The organism is Ornithinimicrobium kibberense (genome assembly GCF_006519705.1).
Lineage (GTDB): Bacteria > Actinomycetota > Actinomycetes > Actinomycetales > Dermatophilaceae > Ornithinicoccus > Ornithinicoccus kibberensis.
Window position 1 is genome coordinate 162,340 of sequence record NZ_VFXM01000006.1, and the last position, 26,696, is coordinate 189,035.

The window sequence follows — 26,696 nt, forward strand, 5'->3', positions numbered from 1 at the left end:
ACGGCGCGTGCCCGGGGTCCTCCGGGCGGTGGCCGGCGCCCGGTCGGCCGCTCACCACCAGTCCGGCTCGGCGCTGTCCGGGGTGACGACCGGCCCGAACGGACCCACGGGCCGCCGGTGCCAGCACTCCCGCGTCGTGCGCAGCTCGGCCCAGGTCGTGTAGCGGTAGCGGTGGAGCACCGCCCGGACCGCCTCGGGCCGCCGCCCGTCGAACGGGTCGTGGGCAAGCAGCCGCAGCGTCGGCGGGTCGGCCTCGAGCAGCCGCCGCTGCAGCCGCGGGAGCCAGGGGTAGGCGTAGCGGTGCGACAGCGCGGCGAACCACATGAGCCAGTCCAGGCGCAGGTGGTAGGGCGCGTACTGCCGCGGCCAGCGCCCCGGGAACCCGGGCTTGCCGCGGAAGCCGTACTCGCGCCATACCCCGTCGGTGTCCAGGCCCTCGAGCACGATCTCGTGGCGCACCTTCGTCACGCTGCCGAACGCGCCGTAGGTGTTGACCAGCCGCAGCGGCTCGAAGGAGGCGTTCATCGCCTGCCGCGGCGAGAGCAGGTTGACCACCGGCCGCCAGCTGAGCACCGCCACCAGCACGGTGAGCAGCACCACCGCGACCACCCAGGGGTATGGCGTCGCGCCGGCCTGCGTGGGCACGAGCCAGTCCTGCACGGGACCGGGGAGGAGCCGGGCCCAGACGGCGTCCGGCAGGACGGAGGCGGCCAGCACGATCGCCAGCCAGTTGAGCCAGGCGAAGTTGCCGCTGGCCACCAGCCACAGCTGGGTGACGAGCATGATCCCGGCGCTGACCCCCGCCACCGGCTGCGGCAGGAACAGCCCGAACGGCACGATCAGCTGGGTGACGTGGTTGGCGGCGACCTCCACCTTGTGCAGGGGGCCCGGCAGGTGGTGGAAGAACCAGGACAGCGGCCCGGGCATCGGCTGGGTCTCGTGGTGGTGGTGCAGGCAGGTGAGGTCGCGCCAGCAGCGGTCGCCGCGCAGCTTGATCAGGCCGGCGCCGAACTCGAGCCGGAAGAGCAGCCAGCGCACCAGGAGCAGCACGAGCAGGGGCGGCGCGACGGCGGCGTTGCCGAGGAAGATCGCCAGGAAGCCGACCTCGCACAGCAGCGTCTCCCAGCCGAAGGACCACCAGAGCTGCCCGACGTTGACGATCGAGAGGTAGAGCGCCCACAGCACCGCCCACACCGCCATCGAGGCGGCCAGGGGCAGCCGGGCGGGAACGCCGACGAGGGTGAGCAGGGCCAGCGCCGCGCCCGTCCAGGCGACGGCGAGGAAGAGGCGGTCGGACCACCACCGGTGGAACAGGTTCGGCGCCTGCGCGAAGGTCGCGCGTCGCAGGAAGGTCGGCGCCGGCGTCAGCCCGCGCGAGCCGATCAGCGCCGGCCCCTGCCGGGCCGCGGCGACGAAGGCGACGAGGTAGAGCGCGGCGAGCGCGTGCTGGAGCACCGCGCGCCCCAGCCATCCGTCGTCGGCGACGAACCACTCCATCCCTCGACGGTATGCCGTGCGCGCCCGGTCGGCACGCCGCATACAGTCGGTGCCCATGAGCGAGGACGCGACGACCCCGGCCGCCGACGGGAAGGCCGAGGACACCACCAAGGACGCCGGGAAGGACACGACCAAGGACGCCGAGCCCCGCGACCTGCTGGTCGAGACCCACCACACGCTGACGACGGACGACGGCGATCTCAGCTACACGGCGCGCACCGGGCGGATCGTGCTGCGCGAGGAGGAGGTCAAGGACGACGTCTTCCAGGGGTGGACCCCGCGCGCCGAGCTGGCGGTGACGGCCTACACCCTCGACCTGCCCGAGGGCGCCGACCGCAACGACCGGCCGGTGACCTTCGTCTTCAACGGCGGCCCGGGCTCGAGCTCGGTCTGGCTGCACCTGGGCGTGCTCGGGCCGAGGATCGTCGACGCCGGCGAGGTGGACGCCCCGACCCCGCCGCCCTACGCCCTGGCCGACAACCCGCAGACCCCGCTGCACGCCACCGACCTGGTCTTCATCGACCCGATGTCGACCGGCCAGTCGCGGGCGGTCAAGGGCGGCAAGGCCAAGGACTACCACGGCTTCGGCAAGGACGTGGAGCAGGTCGCCGAGCTCATCCGGCTGTGGTGCACCCGCGAGGACCGGTGGATGAGCCCGAAGTTCCTCTGCGGCGAGTCCTACGGCACGACCCGGGCCGTCGCGGTCGCCGAGCACCTGTTCAGCCGGTTCGGGATGCAGCTCAACGGCCTGGTGCTCATCTCCAGCGTGCTCGACTTCACCACGCAGGACTTCCGCTACCTGCGCCACGACGAGGCCTGCCTGTCCTACCTGCCGACCTACGCGGCGGTCGCGCACGTCCACGGCAAGCACCCCGACCGGTCGCTGGGCGAGGTGGTCGCCGAGGCCGAGGAGCTCTCCGCCGGGCACTACCGCTGGGCGCTGGCCCGGGGCAACCGGCTCACCGAGGAGGAGCGGTCCTCGCTGGCCGCCGACCTCTCCCGGCTGACCGGCCTGTCGCAGGACTACCTGCTGAGATGCGACCTGCGGCCGGAGCACTGGCGCTTCTGCACCGAGCTGCTGCGGGACGAGGGCCGCACGGTCGGCCGGATCGACGGGCGGATCACCGGGGTGCTGCACTCCGGCATCGCCGAGAACATGGACGCCGACCCCTCGATCGACGCGATCATGGGCCCCTACGCCGCCGCGATCCACCACTACCTGCGGGGCGAGCTGGGCTCCGAGCTCGACCTGCCCTACGCCGTGTTCTCCGACGCCATCGAGCACTGGTCCTACAAGGAGTTCGAGGGCCGCCCGATCAGCGTCACCGACAAGCTGGAGCGCGTCATGCGCGCCAACCCGCACCTGCGCGTGCGGATCGAGTACGGCTACTACGACCTGGCCACGCCCTTCGGCGCGGCCCAGGACACGGTCGCCCACCTGCGGCTGCCCCAGCAGGCGCTGGACCGGATCGAGCACGCCTGGTTCGAGACCGGGCACATGCCCTACGTCGGCTCGGCGACCCGGGTGGCCGAGGCCGAGGGCATCACCGACTTCGTCCGGCGCGCCACCGGCTGACGGCGCGGCGTCGGCAGGGCCGCGACCTCGGGAAGGGTCAGGCGGGCCGGCGGCCCTCCTCGATGAGCTCCTTCACGTCCTCCTGCAGCCGGAGCCCGGCGCGGGCGCGAACGAAGGCGCTCACCGCATCCTCCTGCCCCGTCGCCGACTCCTCGGCATCGACCGTGCTCATGCCTCCAGACCAGCCCGCGACCGCCTGCAGGTCAGGGCTGCGGAGCGGGCACGTCGACGTCCGGGATCGGCTCGACCTCGAGCGGCTCGTGGGCGCCCTCCCGGTCGTCCGGCCGCTCGTCCAGCTTGACCAGGACCACCCCGGCCAGGATGAGCAGGCCGCCGAGGAGCTGCACGGCCGCCGGCAGCTCGGCCAGCAGGACCCAGGCCCAGAGCACGGCGAACATCACCTCGGTGAGCCCGACGAAGGAGGAGACCTTGGCGCCCAGGGCGCGGGCCGCGACGACGCCGGTGAGGTAGGCGATCGCGGCGGCCACCAGGCCCAGCCACAGCACCGGCACCCACCAGGCCACGGCATACCCCGAGACGGTGACGTCCACGGTGTCCCAGCGCATCGGGACCAGGCCGACCGCGCCGGCGAGCAGGAGGGTGGCGGCACCGACGAGCAGGCCCAGGCAGGCGAACGCCAGCGGCGGCAGGCCGGTGGCGTCGTCGGCGCCGACGACGAAGAAGGCGGCCAGGCCGACCGCGGCGAACAGGCCCCACATGACCCCGATCCCGCTGAGCTGCGCGTCGCCGAGGACGTCGAGGACGAGGAGGAGCCCCAGCATCGCCACGCCGATCCCCCCGACGGTCAACGGGCGGGGACGCTGGCTGCGGACCAGCCAGAGCCAGCCGACGACGAGGATCGGGCCGAGGTACTCCAGCATGAGCGCCACGCCCACGGAGAGCCGCTCGACGGCGAGGAAGTAGAACAGCTGGGCGCCGGCGACCGCCAGGACGCCGAAGGTCGTCACGTGCGCCCAGGTCACCGGTCGGCGCAGCAGGTGCCAGTGCCCCCGCATGGACAGCGTCGCCGGGACCGCGAGGATGACCGCGCCCAGGACGATGCGGGCCGTCACCGCGGCGCCGGGGGACCAGCCCTCCACGAGCAGGCTCTTGGCGACGGCGCCGGAGCTGCCGAAGGTCACCGCGGACAGCACGGCCACGAGCAGGCCCAGGACGAGCACCCGCAGAGTGGTCCGGGTGGTGGCGGGCACGGCCTGCCGGTGGTCGATGGTCACGGGGTGACCCCCTCTCGTCTGTCATCATGGGTGTCGAGGAGTGATGGTCATGACGATACGCACGGGCAACGTCAGGAGTCAAGATGCTGTTCACCCATGACACCGAGATCGCGCTGCAGAGCGCGGCGGCGCTGGTGAACACGATGGGCCCGCCCGACACCCTGACCACCGACGAGCAGCTCGAGACGTTCGTGCGCGACCAGGGGTGGTCGGGGGAGCTGACCGGCGAACGGGTCGAGCTGGACGAGGTCCGGGCGTTGCGGCCGCAGCTGGCCCGGCTGTGGGAGCTCGACGAGGACGCGCTGGTGCCGCTGGTCAACGGGCTGCTGACCGACGCGCGGGCGCTGCCGCAGCTGGTCGACCACGACGACTGGGGCTGGCACCTGCACGCCGTGCCCGACGACGCCCCGCTGGCCACCCGGATGGCGGTCGAGGCGGCGATGGCGATGGTCGACGTCGTCCGGGCCGGCGAGCTCGGCCGGCTGCGCACCTGCGAGGCCGAGGGGTGCGAGGCCGTGCACGTGGACCTCTCGCGCAACCGGTCCCGCCGCTTCTGCAGCACGGCGTGCGGCAACCGGATGGCCGCGGCGGCCTATCGTGAGCGGCAGGCCCGACAGGAGGACCCCGCATGAACGCTCCCGACCCCACGGACGGCCCGGGCCACGCCCCCGACGCCCACCACCGACGGCTCGCCTCCTCGACCCGTGCCGTCGCCCTCGGCCGCCCGCCGCGCGACCCGGGTGCCCCGGTCAACGTCCCGGTCACCTTCACCTCGACGTTCGTCGCCGACGGCCCGGTCGACTACGCCCGGGTGTCCAACCCGACGTGGGAGGCCCTCGAGGAGGTCCTCGGCTCGCTCGAGGGCGGCCGGGCGCTGACCTTCGCCTCCGGGCTGGCCGCGATCTCGGCGGTGGTCTCCCTCGTCCCCGTCGGCGGGGTCGTCGTCGCCCCGCGGCACGCCTACAGCGGCACGACCGCCCAGCTGGCCGAGCGCGCCGCCGCCGGCCTGCTCACCGTCCGCACCGTCCAGGCGGAGGACACCACCGGGATCGTCGAGGCCTGCGACGGGGCCGACCTGCTCCTGCTCGAGTCGCCGACCAACCCGATGATGGAGCTCACCGACGTGCGCGGGGTGCTGCGCGGCCTCGGCCAGAGGTACGGCGACGCGCGCCCGGTCGTGGCGTGCGACAACACCTTCGCCACCCCGGTCGCCCAGCAGCCGCTGGGCTGGGGGGCCGACGTCGTGATGCACTCGGCGACCAAGTACCTCGCCGGCCACTCCGACACCCTGCTCGGCGCCCTCGTGACCGCACCGGGACGGGCGGACCTGGCCGAGCGGCTGCATACCCACCGCTCGCTGCACGGTGCGGTCCCCGGCCCGATGGAGGCCTGGCTGGTGCTGCGCGGCGTCCGGACGCTGCACGTGCGCCTCGAGCGGGCCAGCGCCACGGCCGAGCTGCTCGTCAACCGGCTCCTGGACCACCCGGTGGTGGAGGCGGTGCGCTACCCCGGGTTCGGGGCGATGGTCTCGATCGAGGTCGCCGGCGGCCCCGAGGCGGCCGAGCGGGTTGCGGCGGCGACCCGGCTGTGGACCCACTCCACCAGCCTCGGCGGCGTCGAGTCGCAGATCGAGCGCCGACGCCGGCACCCGCTCGAGGTCGACAGCGTGCCGGAGTCGCTGCTGCGGCTCTCGGTCGGCGTCGAGGACCCCGAGGACCTGTGGGCCGACCTCGAGCAGGCGCTGGAGGCGGCCCCGGGCTGAGGTGTGGCCCTACGATCGGGCCATGGCCATCTTCGCCGTCCACTACACCTACTCCGACGACACCGCGGCACGCGACGAGCACCGCTCGGCCCACCGCGAGTTCCTCGGCGCCCTGGCCGACGAGGGGGTGGTGCTGCTCTCCGGCCCCTACGCCCCGGTCGACGGGGCGGCCGACGCCGCGCTCATCGTCGTGCGCGGCGACAGCGCCGCCGAGCTGGTCGAGCTCATGCGCGAGGACCCCTTCCAGCAGCAGGGGCTCGTCGAGCAGGTGGCCGTCCGCGAGTGGACCCCGGTGCTGGGGTCGTGGTTCGACGGTCCGCTGGCCGACGACCTGGGCTGAGCCGGCCCGTCCCGAGGAGCACTACCCCTCGGCGGTGACGAACGTCCCGGCCCGGCCGTCGAGCAGCTCCTGGGCCTCCTCGAGGTTCCCGATCGCCGCGGCGACGCCCCGGCCTCCGACCTCGACGAAACGGCATACCGCCTCCACCTTGGGCCCCATCGACCCCGCGGGCAGGTCCATCGCCCGCAGCTGCGCGGGGGTGGCCCGCCGGACCTCCCGCGCGTGGTCGGTGCCGTAGTCCTCCATCACCGCCGGCACGTCGGTGAGCACGACGAGGCGGTCGGCCTTGAGCCGGTGGGCCAGCACGGCCGCCGACAGGTCCTTGTCGATGACCGCCTCGACCCCGCGCAGGTCGCCGGTCCCCGTGCGCACCACGGGCACGCCCCCGCCGCCGGCGCAGACGACGATGATCGACTCGTCGAGCAGGTGGTCGATGAGCCGGGTCTCGATGATCTCCCGCGGGCGCGGCGAGGGGACGACTCGGCGCCAGTGCTCCCCGTCGCGCCGGACCTGCCAGCCGTTCTTCTCCGCCAGCGCGTGCGCCGTCTCCTCGTCGTAGACCTCGCCGACGAACTTGGTCGGGTCGGCGAAGGCCGGGTCGTCCGCGTCGACGAGGGTCTGGTTGAGCACGGCGGCGAACTGGCGGTAGGGCCGTTCGTTGCCGATCGCCTGCAGGATCCAGTAGCCGATCAGCCCCTGCGTCATCGCCCCGAGCGCGTCGAACGGGTAGGGCTGGGTCAGCCGCGCGTCGTTGGCCGACTCGATCGCCAGGACGCCCACCTGCGGGCCGTTGCCGTGGGTGATGACGACCTCGTGGTCGTCGGTCAGCGGCGCCAGTGCCCTCATGGCCCGGCGGATATTCTCCGCCTGCGCGTCCGCGTCCGGCACCTGGCCCCGTTGCAGCAGCGCGTTCCCGCCGAGGGCGACGACGATCCTCATGCACGGAGTATGCCGTGGGGCGCGCCGCGGCGCGCCGTGCCGGTCGGTGGGGGTCGGCCGGGGGTCCGGTCGGATGCCGGAGGCCTCGTGCCGCTGTGCGACGCTGGGGCGGTGAGCGAGCCCATCTCTCCCGCGCCCCCGGCCGGCGACCGCCGGACCGCCTCGATCGCCTGGGCGGTCGCCGTGATCGTCGTGGCCCTGGTCAGCGCGTTCATCGCCTGGCTGGCGATCGGTGGTGGCGGGTCGGACGGCGACGCCGCCGGCAGCGACCCGTCGGTGAGCGCGCCGCCGACGACTAGCGACCAGGACGGCTCGGCGGACGACGCCGCGGCCACCGGTCCGGACGACGCCGCAGCCACCGGTCCCTCGGCGGAGGTCGCCGAGCTGATGATGGGCCTGCAGCGGCGGGACGCGGACGACCCGCTGGCCGTGGGCGACGTGGACGCGCCGGTCGTCATGATCGAGTACGCCGACTACCGCTGCCCCTACTGCGCCCGCTTCGAGCTGGAGACGCGGCCGCAGCTGCAGGACCTCGTCGACGACGGGACGCTGCGGATCGAGTTCCGCGACTTCGTTATCTTCGGCGAGGAGTCGCACGCCGTGGCGGTGGCCGTGCGGGCCGCGGCGGAGCAGGGCGCCGAGCACGGCCTGGCCTACCAGGAGGCAGTCTTCGCCCGGTCGACCACCGGCGAGGCGACCCTGACGCAGGACGACCTGGTCGCGTTGGCCGAGGAGGTCGGCGTGCCCGACGTCGAGGCCTTCACGGCCGCGCTCGACGACCCCGAGCTCGCGGCGGCCGTCGACGCCGACACCGCCGAGGCCAGGTCGCTGGGGCTCAGCTCGACCCCGACGTTCCTCGTCAACACCGCCGTCGTCCAGGGGGCCGAGTCGGCCGAGCACTTCCGCGGGGTCGTCGCCGAGCAGCTGGAGCAGGCCGGCGCGGACGGCTGAGCCCGGGCTCGCGTGACGACCTTCGGCCCTCCTGGGGGCCACGAACGGTCGAGCGAGATCGCGGACGCCAGGTCCGTCATCATGGATCGGTGCGTGTCTTCGTCGCCGTCGTCCCGCCCGCCCCGGTCGTCGAGGCCGTCGAGGAGTTCCTCCAGCCCCGTCGCGACGCGCTCGCGGCGGAGGGGCGCTGGCGCTGGACCCGGGCCGAGCACCTCCACCTCACCCTGGCGTTCGTGCCCGACCTCGACGCGTGGCGGGAGGAGGAGCTGATCGCCGCGGGCGAGGAGTTCGCCGCCCGGCAGCAGCCGCTCGAGGTGCGCCTCTCCGGGGCCGGAGCCTTTCCCGACCCGGGTGCCGCCCGCGTGCTGTGGGCCGGGGTCGACGAGGAGCGTCCGGGCACCCTGGCCGACTGGGCTGCCGGCACCCGCAGGGTCCTCTCCCGGGCCGGCGCCCGCGTCGAGGGCACCCGGTTCACGCCGCACGTCACGCTCGCCCGGTCGGTGGGCGGCCGGCACGCGGCCGGCCACCTGCTGCAGGCCCTGGACACGCTGCGGACCCCGGCGTGGAGCGTCGACGAGCTCGTCCTGGTCGCCTCCTGGCTCGGGGAGGGGCCGAGCAGGACGCCGCGGCACGAGGTGCGGCACCGCTGGCCGCTCGGGAAGGACCGCGCCTGACGGCTACGGCGCCGTCGCGTCCTCGGGCTCGCTCGTGGTGGCGTCGTCGTCCGGCGCGGTCGTGACGCCCGCCAGGTCCGGACCGGCCGTGACCTCCGCCCCGTCCGGACCGGCCGTGACCTCCACCCCGTCCGGCCCGGCCGTGGCGGCGTCGTCGTCCCCTGGATCCGACACCTCCACCGGCTCGACCTCGGCCGGGACGAACTCGTCCACCGGCCCGGTCACGACGCCCAGCTCGGCCCCGCAGGAACGCCCCTGCGGCGGGTCCGGCTGCAGCGTCCGCCCGTTGACCAGCCGCACGTCGTCGAACTGCGGCCGCCCGGACACCAGGTTGCGGTAGCTGTAGCGCGCCAGGCTCACCACCGAGCAGTCCTGCCCGACGGTCAGGATGTCGAAGCTGTACGGCTGGCTGAGCAGCTCACCGGCGGTCTCCGGGTCCTCCTCGGCGGCCTCCTGGGCCTGCTCGGTCAGCGGCGGCAGGCGGAACTGGTTGACCAGCCCGCCCCCCGTCAGCGACCCGACCTGCAGGTGCTGCCCGTCGATCGCGGGGACGTGCATGTGACCGTTGAGCGTCAGCGCGCCGGCGTCCACCCGCTGCGCGGCGTAGGGCTGGTGGGTGACGACGAGGTCGGTCGGCGCCAGCCCGTCGGTGGCCTCCCGGAACTGCTGCGCCGCCTCGGCCTGCTCCCCGGCGAAGTCGTCCGACCGCTGGTTGAAGAAGCGCACGTCGTTGAAGCCCGACACCGAGACGCCGTGGACGTCGGTCCGGACGTACTCCCCGTCCGTGGGCTCCAGCAGCACCACGTTCGGCACCTGCGCCATCCGGCGCAGGAGCCCCTCGTCGGTGGCGGACACGGCGTCGTGGTTGCCCCGGACGAAGATGTAGGGCACGCCGAGCGACTCGATGCCCTCGTAGATCCCGGTCAGCTCCCCCTCCCGGGCCTGGCCGAAGTTGACCAGGTCGCCGGTGTCGATCACCGCGTCGATCCGCTCGGTGGCCACGATCTGCCGCAGCAGCGGGTACTGGTCCATCCCGTGGATGTCGCTGACCAGCAGGAACCGGGCGGCGGCCGGCTGGTCGACCGTCTCGGGGGTGAACTCCTGCCGCAACGCGTCCGAGAGCGCCAGCAGGTTGGTCACGTAGACCGCGCCCTGGTCGGCCTTGCTGGAGAGCGAGTCGAGGATGCCGGCGTTGGTCTGCACGAGGGACAGCACCGAGGTGGTCCGGAACTCGGCGACCTTGCCGGTCCGGTAGGTCAGGTAGGCCGACGCGCCCGGCAGCGCGAGCGCGAGCACGGTGGCCCCCGCCGCGGCGGCGACGACGTGACCGGCGTGGCGGGGGCGGGACACGGCATACGTGAGCAGCACCAGCAGCGAGGTCACCAGGGCGCCGGCCGCGAACTTCCAGGCGACCTCCCGCACGCCGGTGTCGATGGCCGTGCGCAGCTCCTCCTGGCTGGGCTGCAGGTTCTCGGTGGTCAGGCGGCCGGAGCGGATGAGGTCGGTGACCCGGTCGCGCACCTGCACCTGCCCGGTGAGCCCGGGGGCCGGCAGCGGTCCGTCGAAGCTCATCACCACGTCGCCGACGACGGTGGGCACCTGGATGGTCGAGTCCAGCCGGGGCTCGACGGACACGTCGGCGGTGAAGTACTCCGTCTCCACGTGCACCGGCCACAGCTGGGTGGTGGCGACCCCGCCGACGACGGCCACGAGCGTGAGCAGCATGACGACCAGGGCTCGCCACAGACCGGCGGCCATGCCACGGGTGATGCGCTCACGGGTGCTCATCGCACGGGCCAGCGTAGCCGTGGGTCGATGGGTACCGTGGGGGCGCGCGCCCTTGGGGGCTCGCCGGACCGTCGAGGAGGACGCATGGACGCCGACGTCGTCGTGGTGGGGGCCGGGCTGGCCGGCCTGGTCGCCACCGCCGAGCTGGTCGCCGCCGGGAGGAGGGTCGCGCTGGTGGACCAGGAGTCGACCCGGCACCTCGGCGGCCAGGCCTGGTGGAGCTTCGGCGGGCTGTTCCTCGTCGACACCCCCGAGCAGCGACGCATGGGCATCGCCGACACCCGCGACCTGGCCTGGCAGGACTGGACGGGGACGGCAGGGTTCGACCGGCTCGGGCCCGGCGGCGAGGACGGCTGGGGGCAGCGCTGGGCCCGCGCCTACGTCGACTGGGCCTCCGGGGAGAAGCGGGCCTGGCTGCGCGAGCGGGGGGTCCGGTTCTTCCCGGTCGTCGGCTGGGCCGAGCGTGGCGACGGCACCGCGACCGGCCACGGCAACTCGGTGCCCCGGTTCCACATCGTCTGGGGCACCGGCCCGGCGATCGTGGAGCCCTTCGAGCGGCAGGTGCGGGCCGGGGTCGAGGCAGGCCTGGTGACCCTGCACGGGCGGCACCGGGTGACGGGGCTGGTGCTCACCGACGGGGCGGTCACCGGGGTGCGCTGCGACGTGCTCCGCGAGGACGGGGTGGAGCGGGGTATGCCGTCCACGCGCGAGGTGGTGGGGCAGGCCGAGCTGTCCGCCCAGGCGGTCGTGGTCACCAGCGGGGGCATCGGGGCGAACGCCGACCTGGTCCGCCGGTTCTGGCCGGACCGGCTGGGGACGCCCCCGCAGGACATGGTCACCGGGGTCCCGGCCCACGTCGACGGGTCCATGCTCGACCCCGTCGCCGACGCCGGGGCCAGGCTGGTCAACCGCGACCGGATGTGGCACTACACCGAGGGCCTGGCCAACCACGCGCCTGTGTGGCCGGGGCACGGCATCCGCATCCTGCCCGGGCCCAGCTCGCTCTGGCTGGACGGGTCGGGGCGACGGCTGCCCGCGCCGTACTTCCCGGGGTTCGACACCCTCGGCACCCTCGCCCACCTGCGGACCGCCGAGGGTGCGCGGGAGCACGACCACTCCTGGTTCGTGGCCACCCGGACGATCCTGGGCAAGGAGTACGCCCTGTCCGGGTCCGAGCAGAACCCCGACCTGACCGGGCGGTCGGTCCGGGGCGTGCTGGGGCGGGTCACCACCGACGTCCCCGGGCCGCTGCGGGCGTTCGTCGACCACGGCGCCGACGTCGTCGAGGCGGACACCCCGGAGAAGCTGGCCGCGGTGATGAACGCGCTGGTCGGGGACGGCGACGGGCACGGGGAGGGGCTGGTCGACGGCGGTCGGCTCCGCACGCTGCTGGAGGCGCACGACCGGGAGCTGGACAACGACTACGGCAAGGACCTGCAGACCGCCCTCGTGCGCGCCGCCCGGCGCTCGCGGGGGGACCGGCTCGTCCGGACGGCCCCGCCGCACCGCTTCCTCGACCCCGACCACGGGCCGCTCGTGGCGCTGCGGCTGCGGGTGCTGACCCGCAAGACGCTCGGCGGCGTCCAGACCGACCTGGACTCGCGGGCCCTGGACGCCCAGGGCGACCCCGTGCCCGGGCTCTACGCCGCGGGCGAGGTCGCCGGGTTCGGCGGCGGCGGGGTGCACGGCTACCGGTCGCTGGAGGGAACCTTCCTCGGCGGCTGCCTGTTCAGCGGCCGGGCGGCCGGGAGGGCGCTGGCCCGCGACCTGTGACGACAGGGCCGTGGCGGTCCGGGCGCCGGGCGGCCGGAGGTGTGGTTGGCTGGCGTCCATGGACATGGGGACGCTCCGGCGCAAGGCCGGGACCGCGGCGCTGGTCGGGTTCCGGGTCATGCCCGGGCCGCTGAAGCGGGCGGCCGTACGGGTCGGCGCGCCCAGCTACACCGTCGGGGCGGTCTGCGTGCTGGAGCACGAGGGCCACGTGCTCTTCCTGTGGCAGCCGCACCGGGAGGGCTGGAGCCTGCCGGGCGGCCTGCTCGGCAAGGGCGAGGAGCCCGAGGACGCCGTGCGGCGCGAGGTGGCCGAGGAGGTCGGCGTGGACATCGACCCCGGCGACCCCGTCTTCATCCGCGTCGACGCCGTCGACCAGGGGATCGACGTCGTCTTCCGGGTCCGGCTGGACCGCCGGCCCGAGCTGACCCTGGCCACCGAGGCCCGCAAGGCGCAGTGGTTCACCCCCGAGAAGCTGACCGACGCCGACCGGGACACCCGCGGCATCCTCGAGCTGCTCGCCGGCCAGGGCCGCGAGCGGCGGGAGGGCCGGCTCCTCGAGGGCTGACGGCACCTCAGCCGGGGGCGACCTCGAGCAGGATCTTGCCGACGTGGGCCGAGGCCTCCATCTCCTCGTGGGCCCGGGCGGCCTCGGCGAGGGGGTGCCGGGACTGGATGACCGTCCGGATCCGCCCCTGCTCGACCAGCGGCCAGACGTGCTCGCGCACCGCCGCCACGATCTGCGCCTTGCCCTCGACCGGTCGCGAGCGCAGCGAGGTCGCGATGACGCGGGCCCGCTTGGCCAGCAGGGCCCCCAGGTCCAGCTCGCCGCGCCGGCCGCCCTGCAGCCCGATGACCACGAGGCGCCCGTCCTTGGCGAGGAGGTCGACGTTGCGCTCGAGGTACTTGGCGCCCACGACGTCGAGGATGACGTCCGCGCCCCGCCCGTCGGTCGCCTTCCTGACCTCGTCCACGAAGTCCTGCGTGCGGTAGTTGACCAGCACGTCCGCCCCCAGCTCGCGGCAGGCCGCGAGCTTCTCCTGCGTCGACGCGGTGACCGCCACGGTCGCGCCGAGGGCCTTGGCGACCTGGATGGCCATCGTGCCGATCCCGCTGGAGCCGCCGTGGATCAGCACCGTCTCGCCCTCGCCCAGCCCGGCCTCCAGCACGAGGTTGCTCCACACGGTGCAGGCCACCTCGGGCAGCGCCGCGGCGTCGGCCAGCGGCACGCCGGCCGGCACGGGCAGCAGCTGGCCGACGGGCACGGCGACGTGCTCGGCATACCCGCCTCCGGCCAGCAGCGCGCAGACCTCGTCGCCCACGCTCCAGCCCGCCTCCTCGCAGCCGGGGCCGAGCTCGACGACCCGGCCGCTGACCTCCAGCCCGGGCAGCTCGGAGGCCCCCGACGGCGGCGGGTAGAACCCCTTGCGCTGCATGACGTCGGCCCGGTTGACCCCGGCGGCGACCACCTCGACGAGGACCTCGCCCTGCCCGGGCTGCGGCCGGTCGACCTGGGCGGGGACGAGGACGTCGGCCTCGCCGGGACCGGTGATGGTGACGGCGTTCATCTGCGGCATGGGCCGCAATCTACCTATCGGACGGGGGGAGGCCGCTACCCGATGAGGATCCCGGCGATGGCCGCGCTCATGAGGTTGGCCAGGGTGGCGGCGGCGATCGCCCGCAGGCCCAGGGTGGCGATCTCGCGCCGGCGGTGCTTGACCAGGCTGCCCAGCCCGCCGAGCAGGATGCCCAGGGAGCCGAGGTTGGCGAAGCCGGTCAGCGCGAACGTGATGATCGCGGCCGTCTTGGGGCTGAACTCCTCGATCGAGGGCGCGAAGTTGGAGAAGGCGACGAACTCGTTGACGATCACCTTCTGGCCCACGAAGCTGCCGGCGCCGGTCGCCTCGGCCCAGGGCACGCCGATGACCGTCATGAGCGGGGCGAAGACGTAGCCCAGGATCTGCTCGAAGGTCAGCTCGGGGTTGCCGAACCAGCCGCCGACCGTGCCGAGCATGAGGTTGACGAGGGCGATGAGCGAGATGAAGGCGAGCAGCATCGCGCCGATGTTGAGCGCCAGCTTGAGGCCGTCGGCCGCCCCGGAGGCGGCCGCGTCGATGACGTTGCGGTACTCCATCGAGTCGTCGAGGTCGTCGTCCTCGTCGGTCTCGTCCTGCTTTCGCCGGGTGTCCTCCGGGGCGACGGCCGTCGCGCCGCGGGTGGTGACGACGTCCCCGTCGCGGGACCTGATCCGGGGGCGGGCCTGCCGGCTGCCACCGGCCGCGGAGCCCGCGGGCGCGTCCTCCGGCGGCTCGTCCGGGTCCTCCGGCTCGAGCAGCTTGGCCATCATCAGCGCACCGGGGGCGGCCATGAACGAGGCGGCGATGAGGTACTCCAGCGGGGCCCCCAGCAGCGAGTAGCCCACGAGCACCGAGCCCGCCACCGTGGACAGGCCCCCGACCATTACCGCGAACAGCCCCGAGCGGGTCAGCCCCTTGAGGTAGGGCCGGATGACGAGCGGCGCCTCGGTCTGCCCGACGAAGATGTTGGCCGCGGCGTTGACCGACTCCGCCTTGCGGGTGCCCAGCGCCTTGCCCAGGGCGGCGCCGAGCTTCTCCACGACGAACTGCAGGACCTTGTAGTGGTAGAGCACCGCGGTCAGCGAGGCGAAGAAGATGATGACCGGGAGCACCTGGAAGGCGAACACGACGCCCGCGTCCTCGCCCTGGGGCAGCACCGGGCCGAAGAGGAAGCTGATGCCCGCGTTGGCCGAGTTGATCACCGCCTGGACGGCCTCGGTCACCGCCTGCAGCACCGCCCGGCCCGTCGACCAGTAGAGGACGAGCACCCCGAAGAGCGCCTGCAGCCCCAGCGCCGACAGGACCGTGCGCCACCGGACCGCCCGCCGGTTGGAGGAGAGCAGCAGGCCGATCGCGACGAGGGCGGCCATGCCGCCGATACCCCAGAGGACGTCCATGCGGGGACGTTACCGGCTGCGGCGCCCCAGGCGCCGGGAGATCTCGTCGGCGGCGCGGCGCACGGCGGCGGCCAGCGACTGCCGGAGCTCGTCGGACAGCTCCTCGGTCGGCACGGTCAGGGCGACGGCGGCGGCCGGGTGGCCGGTGTGGTCGGTCACCGGGGCCGCCACCGAGTCCAGGCCCGGTGTCACGTAGCCCTGCTCCACGGCATACCCCCTGGTCCGGGTCTGCGTGAGCAGCGGCCGCAGGGTCGAGGGGGAGGTCGGGCCGGCGTCCGTGCGCCGGACGAAGGCGTCCGCCCCGGGGAAGAGCGCGCGCACCTGGGCGGCGGGCAGCGCGGCGAGGATCGCCAGGCCGGTCGCGGTGAGCGAGGCGGGCAGCCGGACGCCGACGTCGGACACCAGCGACGGGCGGCCGGCGACCCGCTCCTCGACGACGTAGACCACGTCCCGGCCGTGCAGCACCCCCAGGTGGGCGTTGTGGCCGGTGGCGTCGGCCAGGCGGGTGAGCACCGGGCGCGCCAGGCGCTGCAGCGGCGCGTGCCGGGTGTAGGCCGACCCCAGCTCGAAGGCCGCGACGCCCAGCCCGTAGCGCCGTTCCTCGGGCAGGTGGACGACGAAGCCGCGCTCCACGAGGGCGGCCAGCAGGTGGTAGGTGGAGGAGCGGGGCAGGCCGAGCTCCCGGGCGACCGCCGCCGCCGGCTGGGGGGTCGCGTGCCGGGCCAGGAAGGTCAGCACGTCGAGCGCGTGCCCGGCGGCGGGTGCGTTGGCCACCGCGCCAGTATGGCGTGGGCGTGGGCGTGGGCGTGGGCGGTGGCGTAGGTGTTGCCCGCGAATGGCGGTGGCGGTCGCGGCGGGCCGTACGGTGGGCGCCATGGACGACGCCGAGATCAAGGCCTTCTGGGCCGACGCGCGGGTGCGCGGCGGCCTCAACCCCGCGGAGTCCTACATCGGCGCCACCGCCGCGGACATGCTGCCGCCGCCGGCGTGGTCGTTCGGCTCCACGCCGGAGGAGGCCGACCGGCTGCTGGCCCTGGTGCTCGAGGGGCGCAAGACCGCGACGGCCTCGGCGTTGTGGGAGTACGAGCCCGGTGCCCAGGGGGACGACGGGGGAGACACCCTGGTCCGCACCCAGGTCGACGTGGAGGTGCCCGAGCCGGGATCCCTGTCGATCGTGCTGGACGGGGCCGGCCGGCCGCGCGCGCTGCTGCGGACGACCCACGTCGAGGTGGTCCGGTTCGGCGACGTCGACGAGGAGCACGCCCGGCGCGAGGGGGAGGGGTCGCTGGAAGGGTGGCGGGCCGAGCACCGACGGTTCTTCGAGGAGCACGCGCCCGCCGGCCAGCGGGTCGACGAGGACACGAGGGTCGTCCTCGAGCGGTTCGTCGTCGTGGTGCCGGCCCGCGCCCGCCGGGCCGCCCGGAGGGCCGGGCTGCTGTAGCCACGGGCCGCCTTCGCCGCCACGGCTGTCCCCGGGACGGTTCGAGGTGGTCGGCCTCCCGTCTCACATCCGAGACGGCGACCGTGCGTAGTCGCTGTCCTCCGCGCCGGTCGCACGGTGGAATGGGGCCATGAGCCGTCTCCCCGCGCCCGACCTGCCCACCGAGGTCGTCGTCGACGTCGGTCCGCTCAGCCCCGAGGAGGTCGTGGCCGTCGCCCGCCACGGCGCGGGGGTCCGGCTGTCCGAGGCGGCGCTGGAGGGGATCGCCGCCACCCGCCGGATCATCGACGACCTGGCCGACGACGACGAGCCGCACTACGGCATCTCCACCGGGTTCGGCGCCCTGGCCACCACCAGCATCCCGCCGGAGAAGCGGGCCCGGCTGCAGCGCAGCCTCGTCCGCAGCCACGCCGCCGGGTCCGGCCCGGAGGTCGAGCGCGAGGTCGTCCGGGCCCTCATGCTGCTGCGCCTGTCCACCCTGGCGACCGGCCGCACCGGCGTCCGGGTGGAGACCGCGCAGGCCTACGCCGACCTGCTCAACGCGGGGATCACCCCGGTGGTCCACGAGTACGGCTCGCTCGGCTGCTCCGGCGACCTGGCCCCGCTGGCCCACTGCGCGCTCGCGGTCATGGGCGAGGGAATGGTGCGCGTCGGTCGGCCGCGACCGGCCGACCGGGACCCCGACCGCTGGCCGCCGGACCACCTGGGGGAGCCGGTCCCGGCCGCGGAGGCGCTCACCGACGCCGGCCTGCGGCCCGTCGAGCTCGCCGAGAAGGAGGGCCTGGCGCTCATCAACGGCACCGACGGGATGCTCGGCATGCTCGTCCTGGCCCTCCACGACCTGGGCACGCTGCTGGCGACCGCCGACGTGGCCGCCGCGATGAGCGTCGAGGGCCAGCTCGGCACCGACGACGTCTTCGCCGAGGACCTCCAGGCGCTGCGGCCGCACCCCGGGCAGGGCTCCTCGGCCGCCAACCTGCGGGCGCTCATGGCCGGCAGCCAGATCCGGGAGAGCCACCGCACCGAGGCCTGCACCCGGGTGCAGGACGCCTACTCGCTGCGCTGCTCGCCCCAGGTCCACGGATCGGCGCGGGACACCTGCGACCACGCCGCGCTGGTCGCCTCCCGCGAGCTCGCTGCCGCCGTCGACAACCCGGTCGTCACCCTCGACGGGCGGGTGGAGTCCAACGGCAACTTCCACGGCGCCCCCGTCGCGCACGTGCTCGACTTCCTGGCGGTCGTCGTGGCCGACGTGGCCAGCATCAGCGAGCGCCGGACCGACCGCTTCCTCGACGTCGCCCGCAACCACGGGCTGCCGCCCTTCCTGGCCGACGACCCGGGCACCGACAGCGGGCACATGATCGCGCAGTACACCCAGGCCGCGATCGTCTCCGAGCTCAAGCGGCTGGCGACCCCGGCCAGCGTGGACTCCATCCCCTCCTCGGCCATGCAGGAGGACCACGTGAGCATGGGGTGGGGAGCCGCCCGCAAGCTGCGCCGCGCCGTCGACGGGCTGGCTCGCGTGCTGGCCGTCGAGGTGCTCACCGCCGCCCGCGCCCTGGACCTGCGCGCCCCGCTGACTCCCGCCCCGGCGACCGCTGCCGTCGTCGCGCTGCTGCGGGAGGCCGGGGTGGAGGGCCCGGGGCCGGACCGGCACCTCTCCCCGGAGATCCAGGCCGCCGTCGACCTGGTCCTGGACGGCCGGGTCCGCGCCGCCGCCGAGCAGCACACCGGCCCCCTGCGCTGAGGTCGGGGCCGTCCCTTTCCAGGCCCAGCGCTGAGCTCGGGGCACCCGTAGGACCCCAGCCACCATCGCTGAACCACAGGACGACCGATCGTGGTTGCCCTGACGACCACGATCGGTCGTCCTACGGGCCTGTCTCCCGAGCAGTCGTTCACGGCGGACGGGCCCGGCATCGTCGCGGTGGCCCGGAAGCCCCCTCGGGCCTGTGGACGACGACAGCCGCGGCCGGCGGGGGTACGCGAGCATCCCGGCATGGATCTGGACCGCGTGGCCCGTCGGCAGCAGGGAGTGGTGAGTCGTGCGCAGGCGCTCGAGGCCGGTCTCTCGCCCGGCCAGGTCCGGTGGCGGCTGCAGCGTGGCCGTTGGCGGGCGATCCACCCCGGTGTCTACCTGACGAACAACGGCACCGTCGACTGGCCCTCCAGGGCCCGGGCCGCTCTGCTGCGCTGCGGCAGAGGCAGCGTCCTCATCCTCTCGGCCGCCTGCTACCTGTGGCGCCTGGAACGGACGCCACCGGCCGTGGTCACCGTGGGGGTGCCCACGGACAGGCACCCTGAAGCCGTCGACGGCCTCGTCGTCGTGCGCCGTCGCCGGCTGGATCCGGTCACCGTCGACGGACTGCCCGTGACCCGCCTCCCGGTGACCGTCCTGGACATGGCTGACCGGCCCGGGTGCTCAGTCGACGACGCGGTGGCGCTCGCGGCCCGGGCGTGCCAGGAACGGGCGGTCGACGCCGCGGCGTTGCGTCGCGAGCTCGACGGTCGACGACGGCACCAGCACCGGCGGGAGCTGCGGCTGGCGTTCGCCGAGGTGGGGAACGGCGCGGAGAGCCTGCCGGAGACGACCTTCGAGACCACGGTCCGACGGCCCCACGGACTGCCGGCCTTCGAGCGGCAGGTCGTCGAGGACGACGGATCGCGGACCGACCTGAAGAACCGCGAGTTCGGGACCAACGTCGAGATCGACGGGCGTCTGTGGCACGCGGGGGAACGGTTCCACCTGGATCGCCGACGTGACCGCCGCGCGGTCGGCAGGGGTGAGGTGACGTTCCGGGTCGCTCCCGTGGAGATGGCGACCTCGCCCTGCGAGGTGGCCCGCGACCTGGCGCTCGCGCTGCGGCACCGTGGCTGGGTCGGGGCCCCTCGGCCGTGCGGGCCCGGTTGTGCGGTCGGTGCCCCCTGACACGGCGACCGTTCGTGGTCGTGATGGCAACCACGAACGGTCGCCTTGTGACCACGTCTGGGATGCGAGACGTATGCGGCGCGAGGAGGCTTGGCAGGGGACCGTCGCCGACGGTCTGATGGGACGGACGTCCTCGGACACCCGACCGCGACGCGCGGCCGGCCCCACGGCATACCGAAGTCGAAGGAGACCCACCATGGAAGGTGCCCGTCCCGTCCGCGCCCCCCGCGGCACCCAGCTCACCGCGCGCAGCTGGGCCACCGAGGCCCCCCTGCGGATGCTGATGAACAACCTCGACCCGGAGGTGGCCGAGCGGCCCGACGACCTCGTCGTCTACGGCGGCACCGGCCGGGCCGCGCGGGACTGGAGGAGCTTCGACGCGATGGTGCGGACGCTGACCGACCTGCGGCAGGACGAGACGATGCTCGTGCAGTCCGGCCGGCCGGTCGGCGTCTTCCAGACCCACGAGTGGGCGCCGCGGGTGCTCATCGCCAACTCCAACCTCGTGCCCGACTGGGCCAACTGGCCGGAGTTCCGCCGCCTGGAGCACCTCGGCCTGACGATGTACGGCCAGATGACCGCCGGGTCGTGGATCTACATCGGCACCCAGGGCATCCTGCAGGGCACCTACGAGACCTTCGCCGCGGTCGCCGCCAAGCGCTTCGGCGGCACCCTCGCCGGGACCCTGACCCTGACCGGCGGCTGCGGGGGCATGGGCGGGGCCCAGCCGCTGGCCGTCACGCTCAACGGCGGCACCTGCCTCATCGTCGACGTGGACGAGGCGCGGCTGCGGCGCCGGGTGAGGAGCCGCTACCTCGACGAGGTCGTCGACAGCCTCGACGCGGCGGTCGAGCGCGTCCTCCGGGCCAAGGCCGACAAGGAGGCCGTGTCCGTGGGGGTCGTCGGCAACGCCGCGGAGGTCTTCCCCGAGCTGCTGCGCCGCGGCGTCGAGATCGACATCGTCACCGACCAGACCTCGGCGCACGACCCCCTGTCCTACCTGCCCGAGGGCATCGACCTGGGCGACTGGCACGACTACGCGGAGAAGAAGCCGGAGGAGTTCACCGACCGGGCCCAGGCCTCGATGGCCCACCACGTCGAGGCGATGGTCGGCTTTCTGGACGCCGGCGCCGAGGTCTTCGACTACGGCAACTCCATCCGTGACGAGGCCCGGCAGGGCGGCTTCGAGCGGGCCTTCGACTTCCCCGGCTTCGTGCCGGCCTACATCCGGCCGCTGTTCTGCGAGGGCAAGGGCCCCTTCCGCTGGGCCGCGCTGTCCGGCGACGAGAAGGACATCCACGCCACCGACCAGGCCGTGCTGGACCTCTTCCCCGACAACGACCACCTGCACCGGTGGATCCGCGGGGCGCGCGAACGGGTCGCCTTCGAGGGCCTGCCGGCGCGGATCTGCTGGCTGGGCTACGGCGAGCGGGACAAGGCCGGCGTCCGGTTCAACGAGATGGTCGCCTCCGGCGAGGTGTCGGCACCGATCGTCATCGGCCGCGACCACCTCGACGCCGGGTCGGTGGCCAGCCCCTACCGCGAGACCGAGGCGATGGCCGACGGCTCCGACGCGATCGCCGACTGGCCGCTGCTCAACGCCCTCGTCAACACCGCCTCCGGCGCGAGCTGGGTCTCCCTGCACCACGGCGGCGGCGTCGGCATCGGCCGCTCCATGCACGCCGGCCAGGTCTCCGTCGCCGACGGCACCGACCTGGCCCGGCAGAAGCTGGAGCGGGTGCTCACCAACGACCCGGGCATGGGCGTCATCCGCCACGTGGACGCGGGGTATGCCGAGGCCGAGCAGGTCGCGCAGGAGCGTGGCGTGCGGGTGCCGATGCGCGAGGGCGGTGACCGGTGAGCACCGCGGCAGCCCCAGGGGCAGGACCGGGACCGAACCCCTCCGGGGCAGCCGGTGGGGCGGCCGGGGGACCGGGCACGGTCGACCCGGACCGGGCACCCATGTGGAAGTTCTTCGTCCTCTCGGCGATCGGCATCCTCATGTTCTTCGTGCCGGTCACGATCGGGGAGCGGTCCACCATCCCCCTGGACCACATCGTGTCCTGGCTGCGGACCAGCGTCCCGGCCGTGCTGCCCTACTACGCGCTCGCCCTCATCGCCGCGGGCGCGGCATACCCCTTCCTCACCCGCACCTGGCGGCGCGACACGACCACGCTCGTGTTCTCCCTCGCCCGCGTCGTGGGCCTGGTCGTCGGGGTCATGCTCGTGTTCGGCATCGGCCCGGCCTGGCTGTTCGCCGAGGGCATGGGGCCGTTCCTCCTCAACGCCCTGGTCATCCCGGTCGGGCTGCTCGTGCCGATCGGCGCGGTCTTCCTCGCGATGCTCGTGGGCTACGGCCTGATGGAGTTCATCGGGGTGCTCGTGCGGCCCTTCATGCGGCCGGTGTTCCGCACGCCCGGGCGGTCGGCCATCGACGCGGTCGCCAGCTTCGTCGGCTCCTACAGCCTGGCGCTGCTCATCACCAACCGGGTCTACCTGGAGGGCAAGTACCACCGGCGCGAGGCGATGATCATCGCGACCGGGTTCTCCACGGTGTCGGCGACCTTCATGATCGTCGTGGCCAACGCCCTGGACCTCATGGAGCACTGGACCCTCTACTTCTGGTCGACCCTGCTCATCACCTTCCTCGTCACGGCCGTCACCGTGCGGATCCCGCCGCTGTCCCGGGAGCCGGAGGACTACGCCCCCGGGGTCGACCCGCGGCCGGAGCAGGACCACGCGGGCAACCGGTTCGCGGCTGCCTGGCGGGAGGCGCGCGCCACCGTCGCCGCCGACCCGGGGGTGGGCCGGACGGTCCTGACGAACCTCAAGGACGGCTTCGTCATGGCGATGGCGATCCTGCCCTCGATCCTGTCGATCGGGCTCCTCGGGCTGGTGCTCGCGGAGTTCACCCCGGTCTTCGACTGGCTGGGCTACCTCTTCTACCCGATCACCTGGGCCCTGCAGATCCCCGAGCCGATGCTCGTGGCCAAGGCCGCCGCGCTCGGCGTCTCGGAGATGTTCCTGCCGGCGGCGCTGGTGACGGAGTCGGCGATGTCGGTGAAGTTCGTCGTGGCGGTGGTCAGCGTCAGCCAGATCATCTTCTTCTCGGCGATGGTGCCCAGCCTGGTCGGGACCCAGATCCCGGTGTCGATCCCGCGGTTGCTCGTCGTCTGGTTCCTGCGGGTGGCGATCAGCCTCGCCCTGACGATCCCGCTGGCGCTGCTGCTGTTCTGACGAGCAGGGGGCGGTCCTCGACGCTCAGCCCTCCTGCGCCCCGTGCAGCACGAGCATCAGGAGGAAGGCCCAGCCGCCGGTGAGGCGGCGCCGACCCTCCTGGGCGCCACGCGCGCCGAGCACGAGGTAGGCCGGGACCGCCAGGAGCACCAACGGGCTGAACGCGAGCCAGAACCAGGCGAACCGGGTGGCGTGGCGAGGTTCCGGCCCCGCGGCCAGGACGAGCAGCCACAGCACGCCGACGACGGCGGGCAGCACGGCCACCGTGCCCGAGCTCATGCGCCACGGGCCCCACGACGTCCAGGCCCGGTCCGGGTCGGCGTAGGTGACCTCCACGTCGGGGAAGTGGCGGGCCAGCTCGTCGGCGACGGGGCCGACCACGGCACCGCTGTGCGGGACGCCGGTGGCCTGTGCATCCAGCTGCGACTGCGAGCTGGCCTGTCGGACGGTGGTGCCCCGGGTCTCCCACCCCTGCTCCCACACCAGTCGGACCGTGGTGACCCCGTGGACCTGGTCGTCCGCACCGGGGAACTGCTCCAGGCCCCCCTCGACCCGGACGTGGGTGACGCTGCCGCTCTCCAGGCTCCGCTGCAGGTCCGCGTACGAGGCCTCCCGGGTGCCCGTCAGCACGAGGGCGACCACGGTCACGACGAAGGCGGCCAGCGTGAACCACCGGGCGACCGTCCACGCCGTGGACACCCGTGGCTCGGCGACGACGACGTCGTCGGTGGTGCCCGGCACCGTGCTCATCCCCGGACCTTAGCGCCCCCGCCCGCCCCGCGGCATACCCTGACGGCGTGCCCGCCGTCCTGCTCCTCGTCCTCGCGACGCTGTTCTGGGCGGGCAACTACCTCGTGGCCGAACGGGCGGTCGAGACCCTGGACCCGGTCTCGCTGACCTGGTGGCGGTGGGCCCTCGCGTCGGTGCCGCTGCTGGTCCTCGCCCAGGTCGTGGAGCGGCCCGACTGGCGCCGGCTGCTGTCCCGGTGGCGCATCCTGATGCTGGCTGGCCTGCTGGGGGTCGGCGGCTACGCGCTGCTGCTCTACGCCGCGCTCGAGCGGACGAGCGCGATCAACGCCTCCATCGTCAACGCGCTCGCCCCGGCAGCGATCGTCGTGGCCGCCGTCCTCCTGGGCCAGGCCACCGCCGACTGGCGGGCGTGGACCGGGGTGGCGCTCGGGCTGCTCGGCGTCCTCCTCGTGCTCACCCGCGGCGACCTCGGACGCCTGGCCACGCTGTCCTTCAACAGCGGCGACGTGCTCATGCTCGGGGCGGTGGCGGTGTGGACGGCCTACACGCTCATCGGCCGTCGGCTGGGCCTGCCGGTGCTGGCTGCCACCGCCGTCCAGGTCGTGCTGACGACGATCGTGCTGACCCCGGTCGTGCTGCTCACCGGGTTCTCGACGCCCCCGGACCGGGCCGCGTGGGGAGCTGTCCTGTTCATCGTCGTCTTCCCCTCGGTCGGCTCCTACCTGTGCTGGAACCTGGCGATCGGCCGCGTCCCCGCCGGCGTCGCGGGCACCTCGATGAACCTCGTCGCGGTGTTCACCGTCGCCATCGCCGCGCTCCTGGGCCAGCCGCCCACCGCCGTCCAGCTGATCGGCGGGGCGCTGGTCATCAGCGGGGTCGTGCTGGCCTCGCGCGGCGGACGGCGGGCTCGTCCGGTCGGGGCCCCTCGCCACGGCATACCCCCTGGGGTATCATCGTCCGCACCGACGGAAGGACCCCCGGCATGACCACCCCCACCCGCCCGAGCCCGCAGGACGACGCCGCCCTGGCGCGCATCCGGACGCTGACGCAGGCCCCGGCCGTCCCCGTCGTCGAGTCGCCGACCACGCCGCTCGACCTGCTGCGCAACACCTGGGCCGGCCACCGACTCCCCTGGGCGGTCGGGATCGCCGCGGTCCTCTTCGGCTGGCTCACGCTCGTCGCGGCCCCGACGGCCGCCTGGGGGGTCGTGCTCGTCGTCAGCGTGGGAGCAGTGCTGGCGCTGGCGACCTACCTGCCCGGGCCCGGCCAGTCGTTCGGCGCGGCGTTCGGCGGGATGTGCGGGATCGCCGGGTTCTGTCTACCGCTCTTCGGGGTCTCCCAGCTCGCCCAGGGGGCCGTCGGCACCGCCTCGGGGTATGCCGTCGCGGCCGTCGTCGTCGGCCTCGCCCAGCGGGTGCTCACCGCAGGATCCTGCGGGACCCCCTCGCGCTGAGGCCGGCGCACCACCTGGCGTGACCGGTCGTGGCCCCTCCAGGGGCCTGAAGTCGTCGCTCGGGCGCGAGGCCGGTCGACGTCCGCGGGGCCCAGCGGTCAGCCGGGGGTCCGGCCGACCGGCTCGGTGACGTCGGCGACCTGCGCCCTCAGGTGGATCAGGGCGGCCTCGGCGTTCACCGACACCGCCACGCCGTGGGCCCCCGCGCCCATCGACACGACGCGGTCCGGGTCCCCGGCCAGGGTGGCGTCCGCCACGACCGGCCAGGCGGTCGTGGAGCCGAACGGGGTGATGGTGCCCCGCTCATAGCCGGTCGCGGCCCTGGCCCCCTCGGCGTCCGGCATCGAGAGCCGGCTGACCCCCAGCAGGGCCCGCAGCTTGGGCCAGGAGATCTGCCGGTCGCCCGGGACCAGGACGAGCAGGTGGTCGTCCTCGCCCCGCCGGACCACCATCGTCTTGACGATGTCCCGTGGCCGCACGCCGCGCAGCGCCGCGGCCTCCTCCAGGCTGCCGACCCGGCCGTGCCGGGTGACCTCGTGCGCCAGCCCGCTCGCGGCCACCGCCTCCAGGGCCCGCTGCTCGCTCATGCCAGCAGGGTAGGTCCTGGGCCCGCCCCTCTATCGTGGGACGGGTGACGACGGTGGACGGATGGGGACAACCGGTCGGGGACGAGGTCGACTGGTCGGGGGCGCGAAGGCCCCGGGGCGAGGTCCTGCGTGGCCGGCACGTGCGGCTGGAGCCCCTGACCGAGCACCACGTCGACGGGCTGCTGGACCTGGGCGCCCACCCACGGCTGTGGACCTACCTGAGCATGGAACCCCCGGCGGACCGCTCGGAGGCGCTCCGGCTGGTCTCCCAGGACGACGGCGTGGCCTACGCCGTGGTCGACCCCGGGTCGGGCCGTTTCCTGGGCCGGGCCAGCTACCTGCGGGTGCAGCCGCAGGTCGGGAGCATCGAGGTGGGTGCGGTGATGTACCTCCCCGTTCTGCAGCGGACCCGTGGGGCCACCGAGGTCCAGCTCCTGCTCGCCCGGCACGCCTTCGAGGACCTCGGCTACCGCCGCTACGAGTGGAAGTGCGACAGCCTCAACGCGCCCTCCCGCCGGGCGGCCCTCCGGCTGGGCTTCGAGGAGGAGGGCACGTGGCGCCAGGCGATGGTGGTCAAGGGGCGCAACCGGGACACCACCTGGTTCGCGATCACCGACCGCGGGTGGCCGCGGGTCCGGGCGGCCATGGAGGCCTGGCTGGACGACGCGAACCACGACGCGGCCGGACGCCAGCGCCGGACCCTCACCGAGGTGCGCGCCGGTCTCGTCGAGCCCCCGGGGTCGGACGGCCCGGGTCGCCCCGTCGAGCCGGGGTGAGCGGACCGTCCCGGATGCGA

Annotated in this window: 26 protein-coding genes; 16 read left to right on the forward strand and 10 right to left on the reverse strand. The window is 74.2% G+C overall.

The annotated features are described in order from the left end of the window. Positions 1-51: 51 nt before the first annotated feature. Complete coding sequence (locus tag FJR00_RS06785) at positions 52-1,497, reverse strand: lipase maturation factor family protein (RefSeq protein ID WP_141338025.1); 1,446 nt, start codon at positions 1,495-1,497, stop codon at positions 52-54. Positions 1,498-1,552: 55 nt separating this feature from the next. On the opposite strand from FJR00_RS06785, the gene FJR00_RS06790 reads away from it, so the two are divergent. Next, positions 1,553-3,073 (forward strand): S10 family peptidase, encoded by a 1,521-nt coding sequence (locus tag FJR00_RS06790; protein WP_141338026.1) that lies wholly within the window; start codon positions 1,553-1,555, stop codon positions 3,071-3,073. A gap of 37 nt (positions 3,074-3,110) precedes the next feature. On the opposite strand, the gene FJR00_RS16510 is transcribed toward FJR00_RS06790, so the two are convergent. Both FJR00_RS16510 and FJR00_RS06795 read right to left on the reverse strand, forming a co-directional pair. After that, a complete protein-coding gene (locus FJR00_RS16510) occupies positions 3,111-3,245 on the reverse strand; it encodes a hypothetical protein (protein ID WP_272949574.1) in 135 nt (44 codons plus the stop codon). Between the two features lie 31 nt (positions 3,246-3,276). Continuing rightward, a complete protein-coding gene (locus tag FJR00_RS06795) occupies positions 3,277-4,308 on the reverse strand; it encodes an EamA family transporter (protein WP_141338027.1) in 1,032 nt (343 codons plus the stop codon). 83 nt (positions 4,309-4,391) lie between these two features. Here FJR00_RS06795 and FJR00_RS06800 point away from each other — a divergent pair, with 83 nt between their 5' ends. From FJR00_RS06800 to FJR00_RS06810, 3 genes are read left to right on the forward strand one after another with little or no spacing between them, the layout of a single operon-like run. After that, on the forward strand, positions 4,392-4,940 hold the full coding sequence (locus FJR00_RS06800; RefSeq protein ID WP_141338028.1) for a CGNR zinc finger domain-containing protein: 549 nt from the start codon (positions 4,392-4,394) through the stop codon (positions 4,938-4,940). Next, the gene (locus FJR00_RS06805) at positions 4,937-6,070 is read left to right on the forward strand and encodes a trans-sulfuration enzyme family protein (RefSeq protein WP_141338029.1); all 1,134 of its coding nucleotides are present in this window, start codon (positions 4,937-4,939) and stop codon (positions 6,068-6,070) included. Before FJR00_RS06800 ends, FJR00_RS06805 begins: the two co-directional genes overlap by 4 nt. 22 nt (positions 6,071-6,092) lie before the next feature. Further along, positions 6,093-6,410 carry a YciI family protein gene (locus tag FJR00_RS06810; protein ID WP_141338030.1) on the forward strand — a complete coding sequence of 106 codons (318 nt, stop codon included), beginning with the start codon at positions 6,093-6,095 and terminating at the stop codon, positions 6,408-6,410. A 21-nt stretch (positions 6,411-6,431) separates the two neighbouring features. Here the strand turns inward: FJR00_RS06810 and arcC are convergent, their stop codons facing one another. Further along, entirely contained in the window at positions 6,432-7,349 is a 918-nt protein-coding gene (gene arcC, locus FJR00_RS06815; RefSeq protein WP_075956989.1) for a carbamate kinase, read from the reverse strand. 111 nt (positions 7,350-7,460) lie between these two features. Here arcC and FJR00_RS06820 point away from each other — a divergent pair, with 111 nt between their 5' ends. Beyond that, on the forward strand, positions 7,461-8,300 hold the full coding sequence (locus tag FJR00_RS06820; RefSeq protein WP_141338031.1) for a DsbA family protein: 840 nt from the start codon (positions 7,461-7,463) through the stop codon (positions 8,298-8,300). Between the two features lie 89 nt (positions 8,301-8,389). Next, positions 8,390-8,974: an RNA 2',3'-cyclic phosphodiesterase gene (gene thpR, locus FJR00_RS06825; protein ID WP_141338032.1), complete on the forward strand. Its 585-nt coding sequence runs from the start codon at positions 8,390-8,392 to the stop codon at positions 8,972-8,974. Between the two features lie 3 nt (positions 8,975-8,977). On the opposite strand, the gene FJR00_RS06830 is transcribed toward thpR, so the two are convergent. After that, positions 8,978-10,762 (reverse strand): metallophosphoesterase family protein, encoded by a 1,785-nt coding sequence (locus FJR00_RS06830; RefSeq protein ID WP_141338033.1) that lies wholly within the window; start codon positions 10,760-10,762, stop codon positions 8,978-8,980. A gap of 84 nt (positions 10,763-10,846) precedes the next feature. Between FJR00_RS06830 and FJR00_RS06835 the strand changes: the two genes are divergently transcribed. Beyond that, positions 10,847-12,535, forward strand: a complete 1,689-nt coding sequence (locus tag FJR00_RS06835; protein ID WP_141338034.1) for an FAD-binding dehydrogenase — start codon at positions 10,847-10,849, stop codon at positions 12,533-12,535. Positions 12,536-12,593: 58 nt separating this feature from the next. Next, entirely contained in the window at positions 12,594-13,100 is a 507-nt protein-coding gene (locus tag FJR00_RS06840) for an NUDIX domain-containing protein (RefSeq protein WP_083663930.1), read from the forward strand. Positions 13,101-13,107: 7 nt separating this feature from the next. On the opposite strand, the gene FJR00_RS06845 is transcribed toward FJR00_RS06840, so the two are convergent. The 3 genes from FJR00_RS06845 to FJR00_RS06855 are packed head-to-tail and all read right to left on the reverse strand — an operon-like array spanning position 13,108 to position 16,280. Then, entirely contained in the window at positions 13,108-14,100 is a 993-nt protein-coding gene (locus FJR00_RS06845; RefSeq protein ID WP_141338095.1) for an NAD(P)H-quinone oxidoreductase, read from the reverse strand. Positions 14,101-14,144: 44 nt separating this feature from the next. After that, positions 14,145-15,506 (reverse strand): NupC/NupG family nucleoside CNT transporter, encoded by a 1,362-nt coding sequence (locus FJR00_RS06850; RefSeq protein ID WP_141338035.1) that lies wholly within the window; start codon positions 15,504-15,506, stop codon positions 14,145-14,147. 9 nt (positions 15,507-15,515) lie between these two features. Beyond that, positions 15,516-16,280 carry an IclR family transcriptional regulator gene (locus tag FJR00_RS06855; protein ID WP_238330362.1) on the reverse strand — a complete coding sequence of 255 codons (765 nt, stop codon included), beginning with the start codon at positions 16,278-16,280 and terminating at the stop codon, positions 15,516-15,518. A gap of 100 nt (positions 16,281-16,380) precedes the next feature. Between FJR00_RS06855 and FJR00_RS06860 the strand changes: the two genes are divergently transcribed. From FJR00_RS06860 to FJR00_RS06880, 5 genes are all read left to right on the forward strand, one after another. Beyond that, a complete protein-coding gene (locus tag FJR00_RS06860; RefSeq protein WP_141338037.1) occupies positions 16,381-16,947 on the forward strand; it encodes an ASCH domain-containing protein in 567 nt (188 codons plus the stop codon). 130 nt (positions 16,948-17,077) lie between these two features. Continuing rightward, positions 17,078-18,694 (forward strand): histidine ammonia-lyase, encoded by a 1,617-nt coding sequence (gene hutH / locus FJR00_RS06865; RefSeq protein ID WP_141338038.1) that lies wholly within the window; start codon positions 17,078-17,080, stop codon positions 18,692-18,694. Between the two features lie 249 nt (positions 18,695-18,943). Continuing rightward, positions 18,944-19,873: a type IV toxin-antitoxin system AbiEi family antitoxin domain-containing protein gene (locus FJR00_RS06870; RefSeq protein ID WP_141338039.1), complete on the forward strand. Its 930-nt coding sequence runs from the start codon at positions 18,944-18,946 to the stop codon at positions 19,871-19,873. A 196-nt stretch (positions 19,874-20,069) separates the two neighbouring features. Continuing rightward, positions 20,070-21,734 (forward strand): urocanate hydratase, encoded by a 1,665-nt coding sequence (hutU, locus tag FJR00_RS06875; RefSeq protein ID WP_141338040.1) that lies wholly within the window; start codon positions 20,070-20,072, stop codon positions 21,732-21,734. Positions 21,735-21,835: 101 nt separating this feature from the next. Beyond that, positions 21,836-23,110, forward strand: coding sequence for a YjiH family protein (locus FJR00_RS06880; RefSeq protein ID WP_141338096.1), 1,275 nt, complete (start codon positions 21,836-21,838; stop codon positions 23,108-23,110). 24 nt (positions 23,111-23,134) lie between these two features. Here the strand turns inward: FJR00_RS06880 and FJR00_RS06885 are convergent, their stop codons facing one another. Then, positions 23,135-23,860, reverse strand: coding sequence for a hypothetical protein (locus tag FJR00_RS06885; RefSeq protein ID WP_141338041.1), 726 nt, complete (start codon positions 23,858-23,860; stop codon positions 23,135-23,137). Positions 23,861-23,907: 47 nt separating this feature from the next. Between FJR00_RS06885 and FJR00_RS06890 the strand changes: the two genes are divergently transcribed. Then, positions 23,908-24,846: a DMT family transporter gene (locus FJR00_RS06890; RefSeq protein ID WP_141338042.1), complete on the forward strand. Its 939-nt coding sequence runs from the start codon at positions 23,908-23,910 to the stop codon at positions 24,844-24,846. Beyond that, positions 24,843-25,313 (forward strand): hypothetical protein, encoded by a 471-nt coding sequence (locus tag FJR00_RS06895; RefSeq protein ID WP_141338043.1) that lies wholly within the window; start codon positions 24,843-24,845, stop codon positions 25,311-25,313. Before FJR00_RS06890 ends, FJR00_RS06895 begins: the two co-directional genes overlap by 4 nt. 98 nt (positions 25,314-25,411) lie before the next feature. Here FJR00_RS06895 and FJR00_RS06900 read toward each other — a convergent pair whose 3' ends face one another. After that, entirely contained in the window at positions 25,412-25,900 is a 489-nt protein-coding gene (locus tag FJR00_RS06900; protein WP_141338044.1) for an aminoacyl-tRNA deacylase, read from the reverse strand. Positions 25,901-25,944: 44 nt separating this feature from the next. On the opposite strand from FJR00_RS06900, the gene FJR00_RS15950 reads away from it, so the two are divergent. Beyond that, on the forward strand, positions 25,945-26,676 hold the full coding sequence (locus FJR00_RS15950) for a GNAT family N-acetyltransferase (protein ID WP_141338045.1): 732 nt from the start codon (positions 25,945-25,947) through the stop codon (positions 26,674-26,676). Positions 26,677-26,696: the final 20 nt, after the last annotated feature.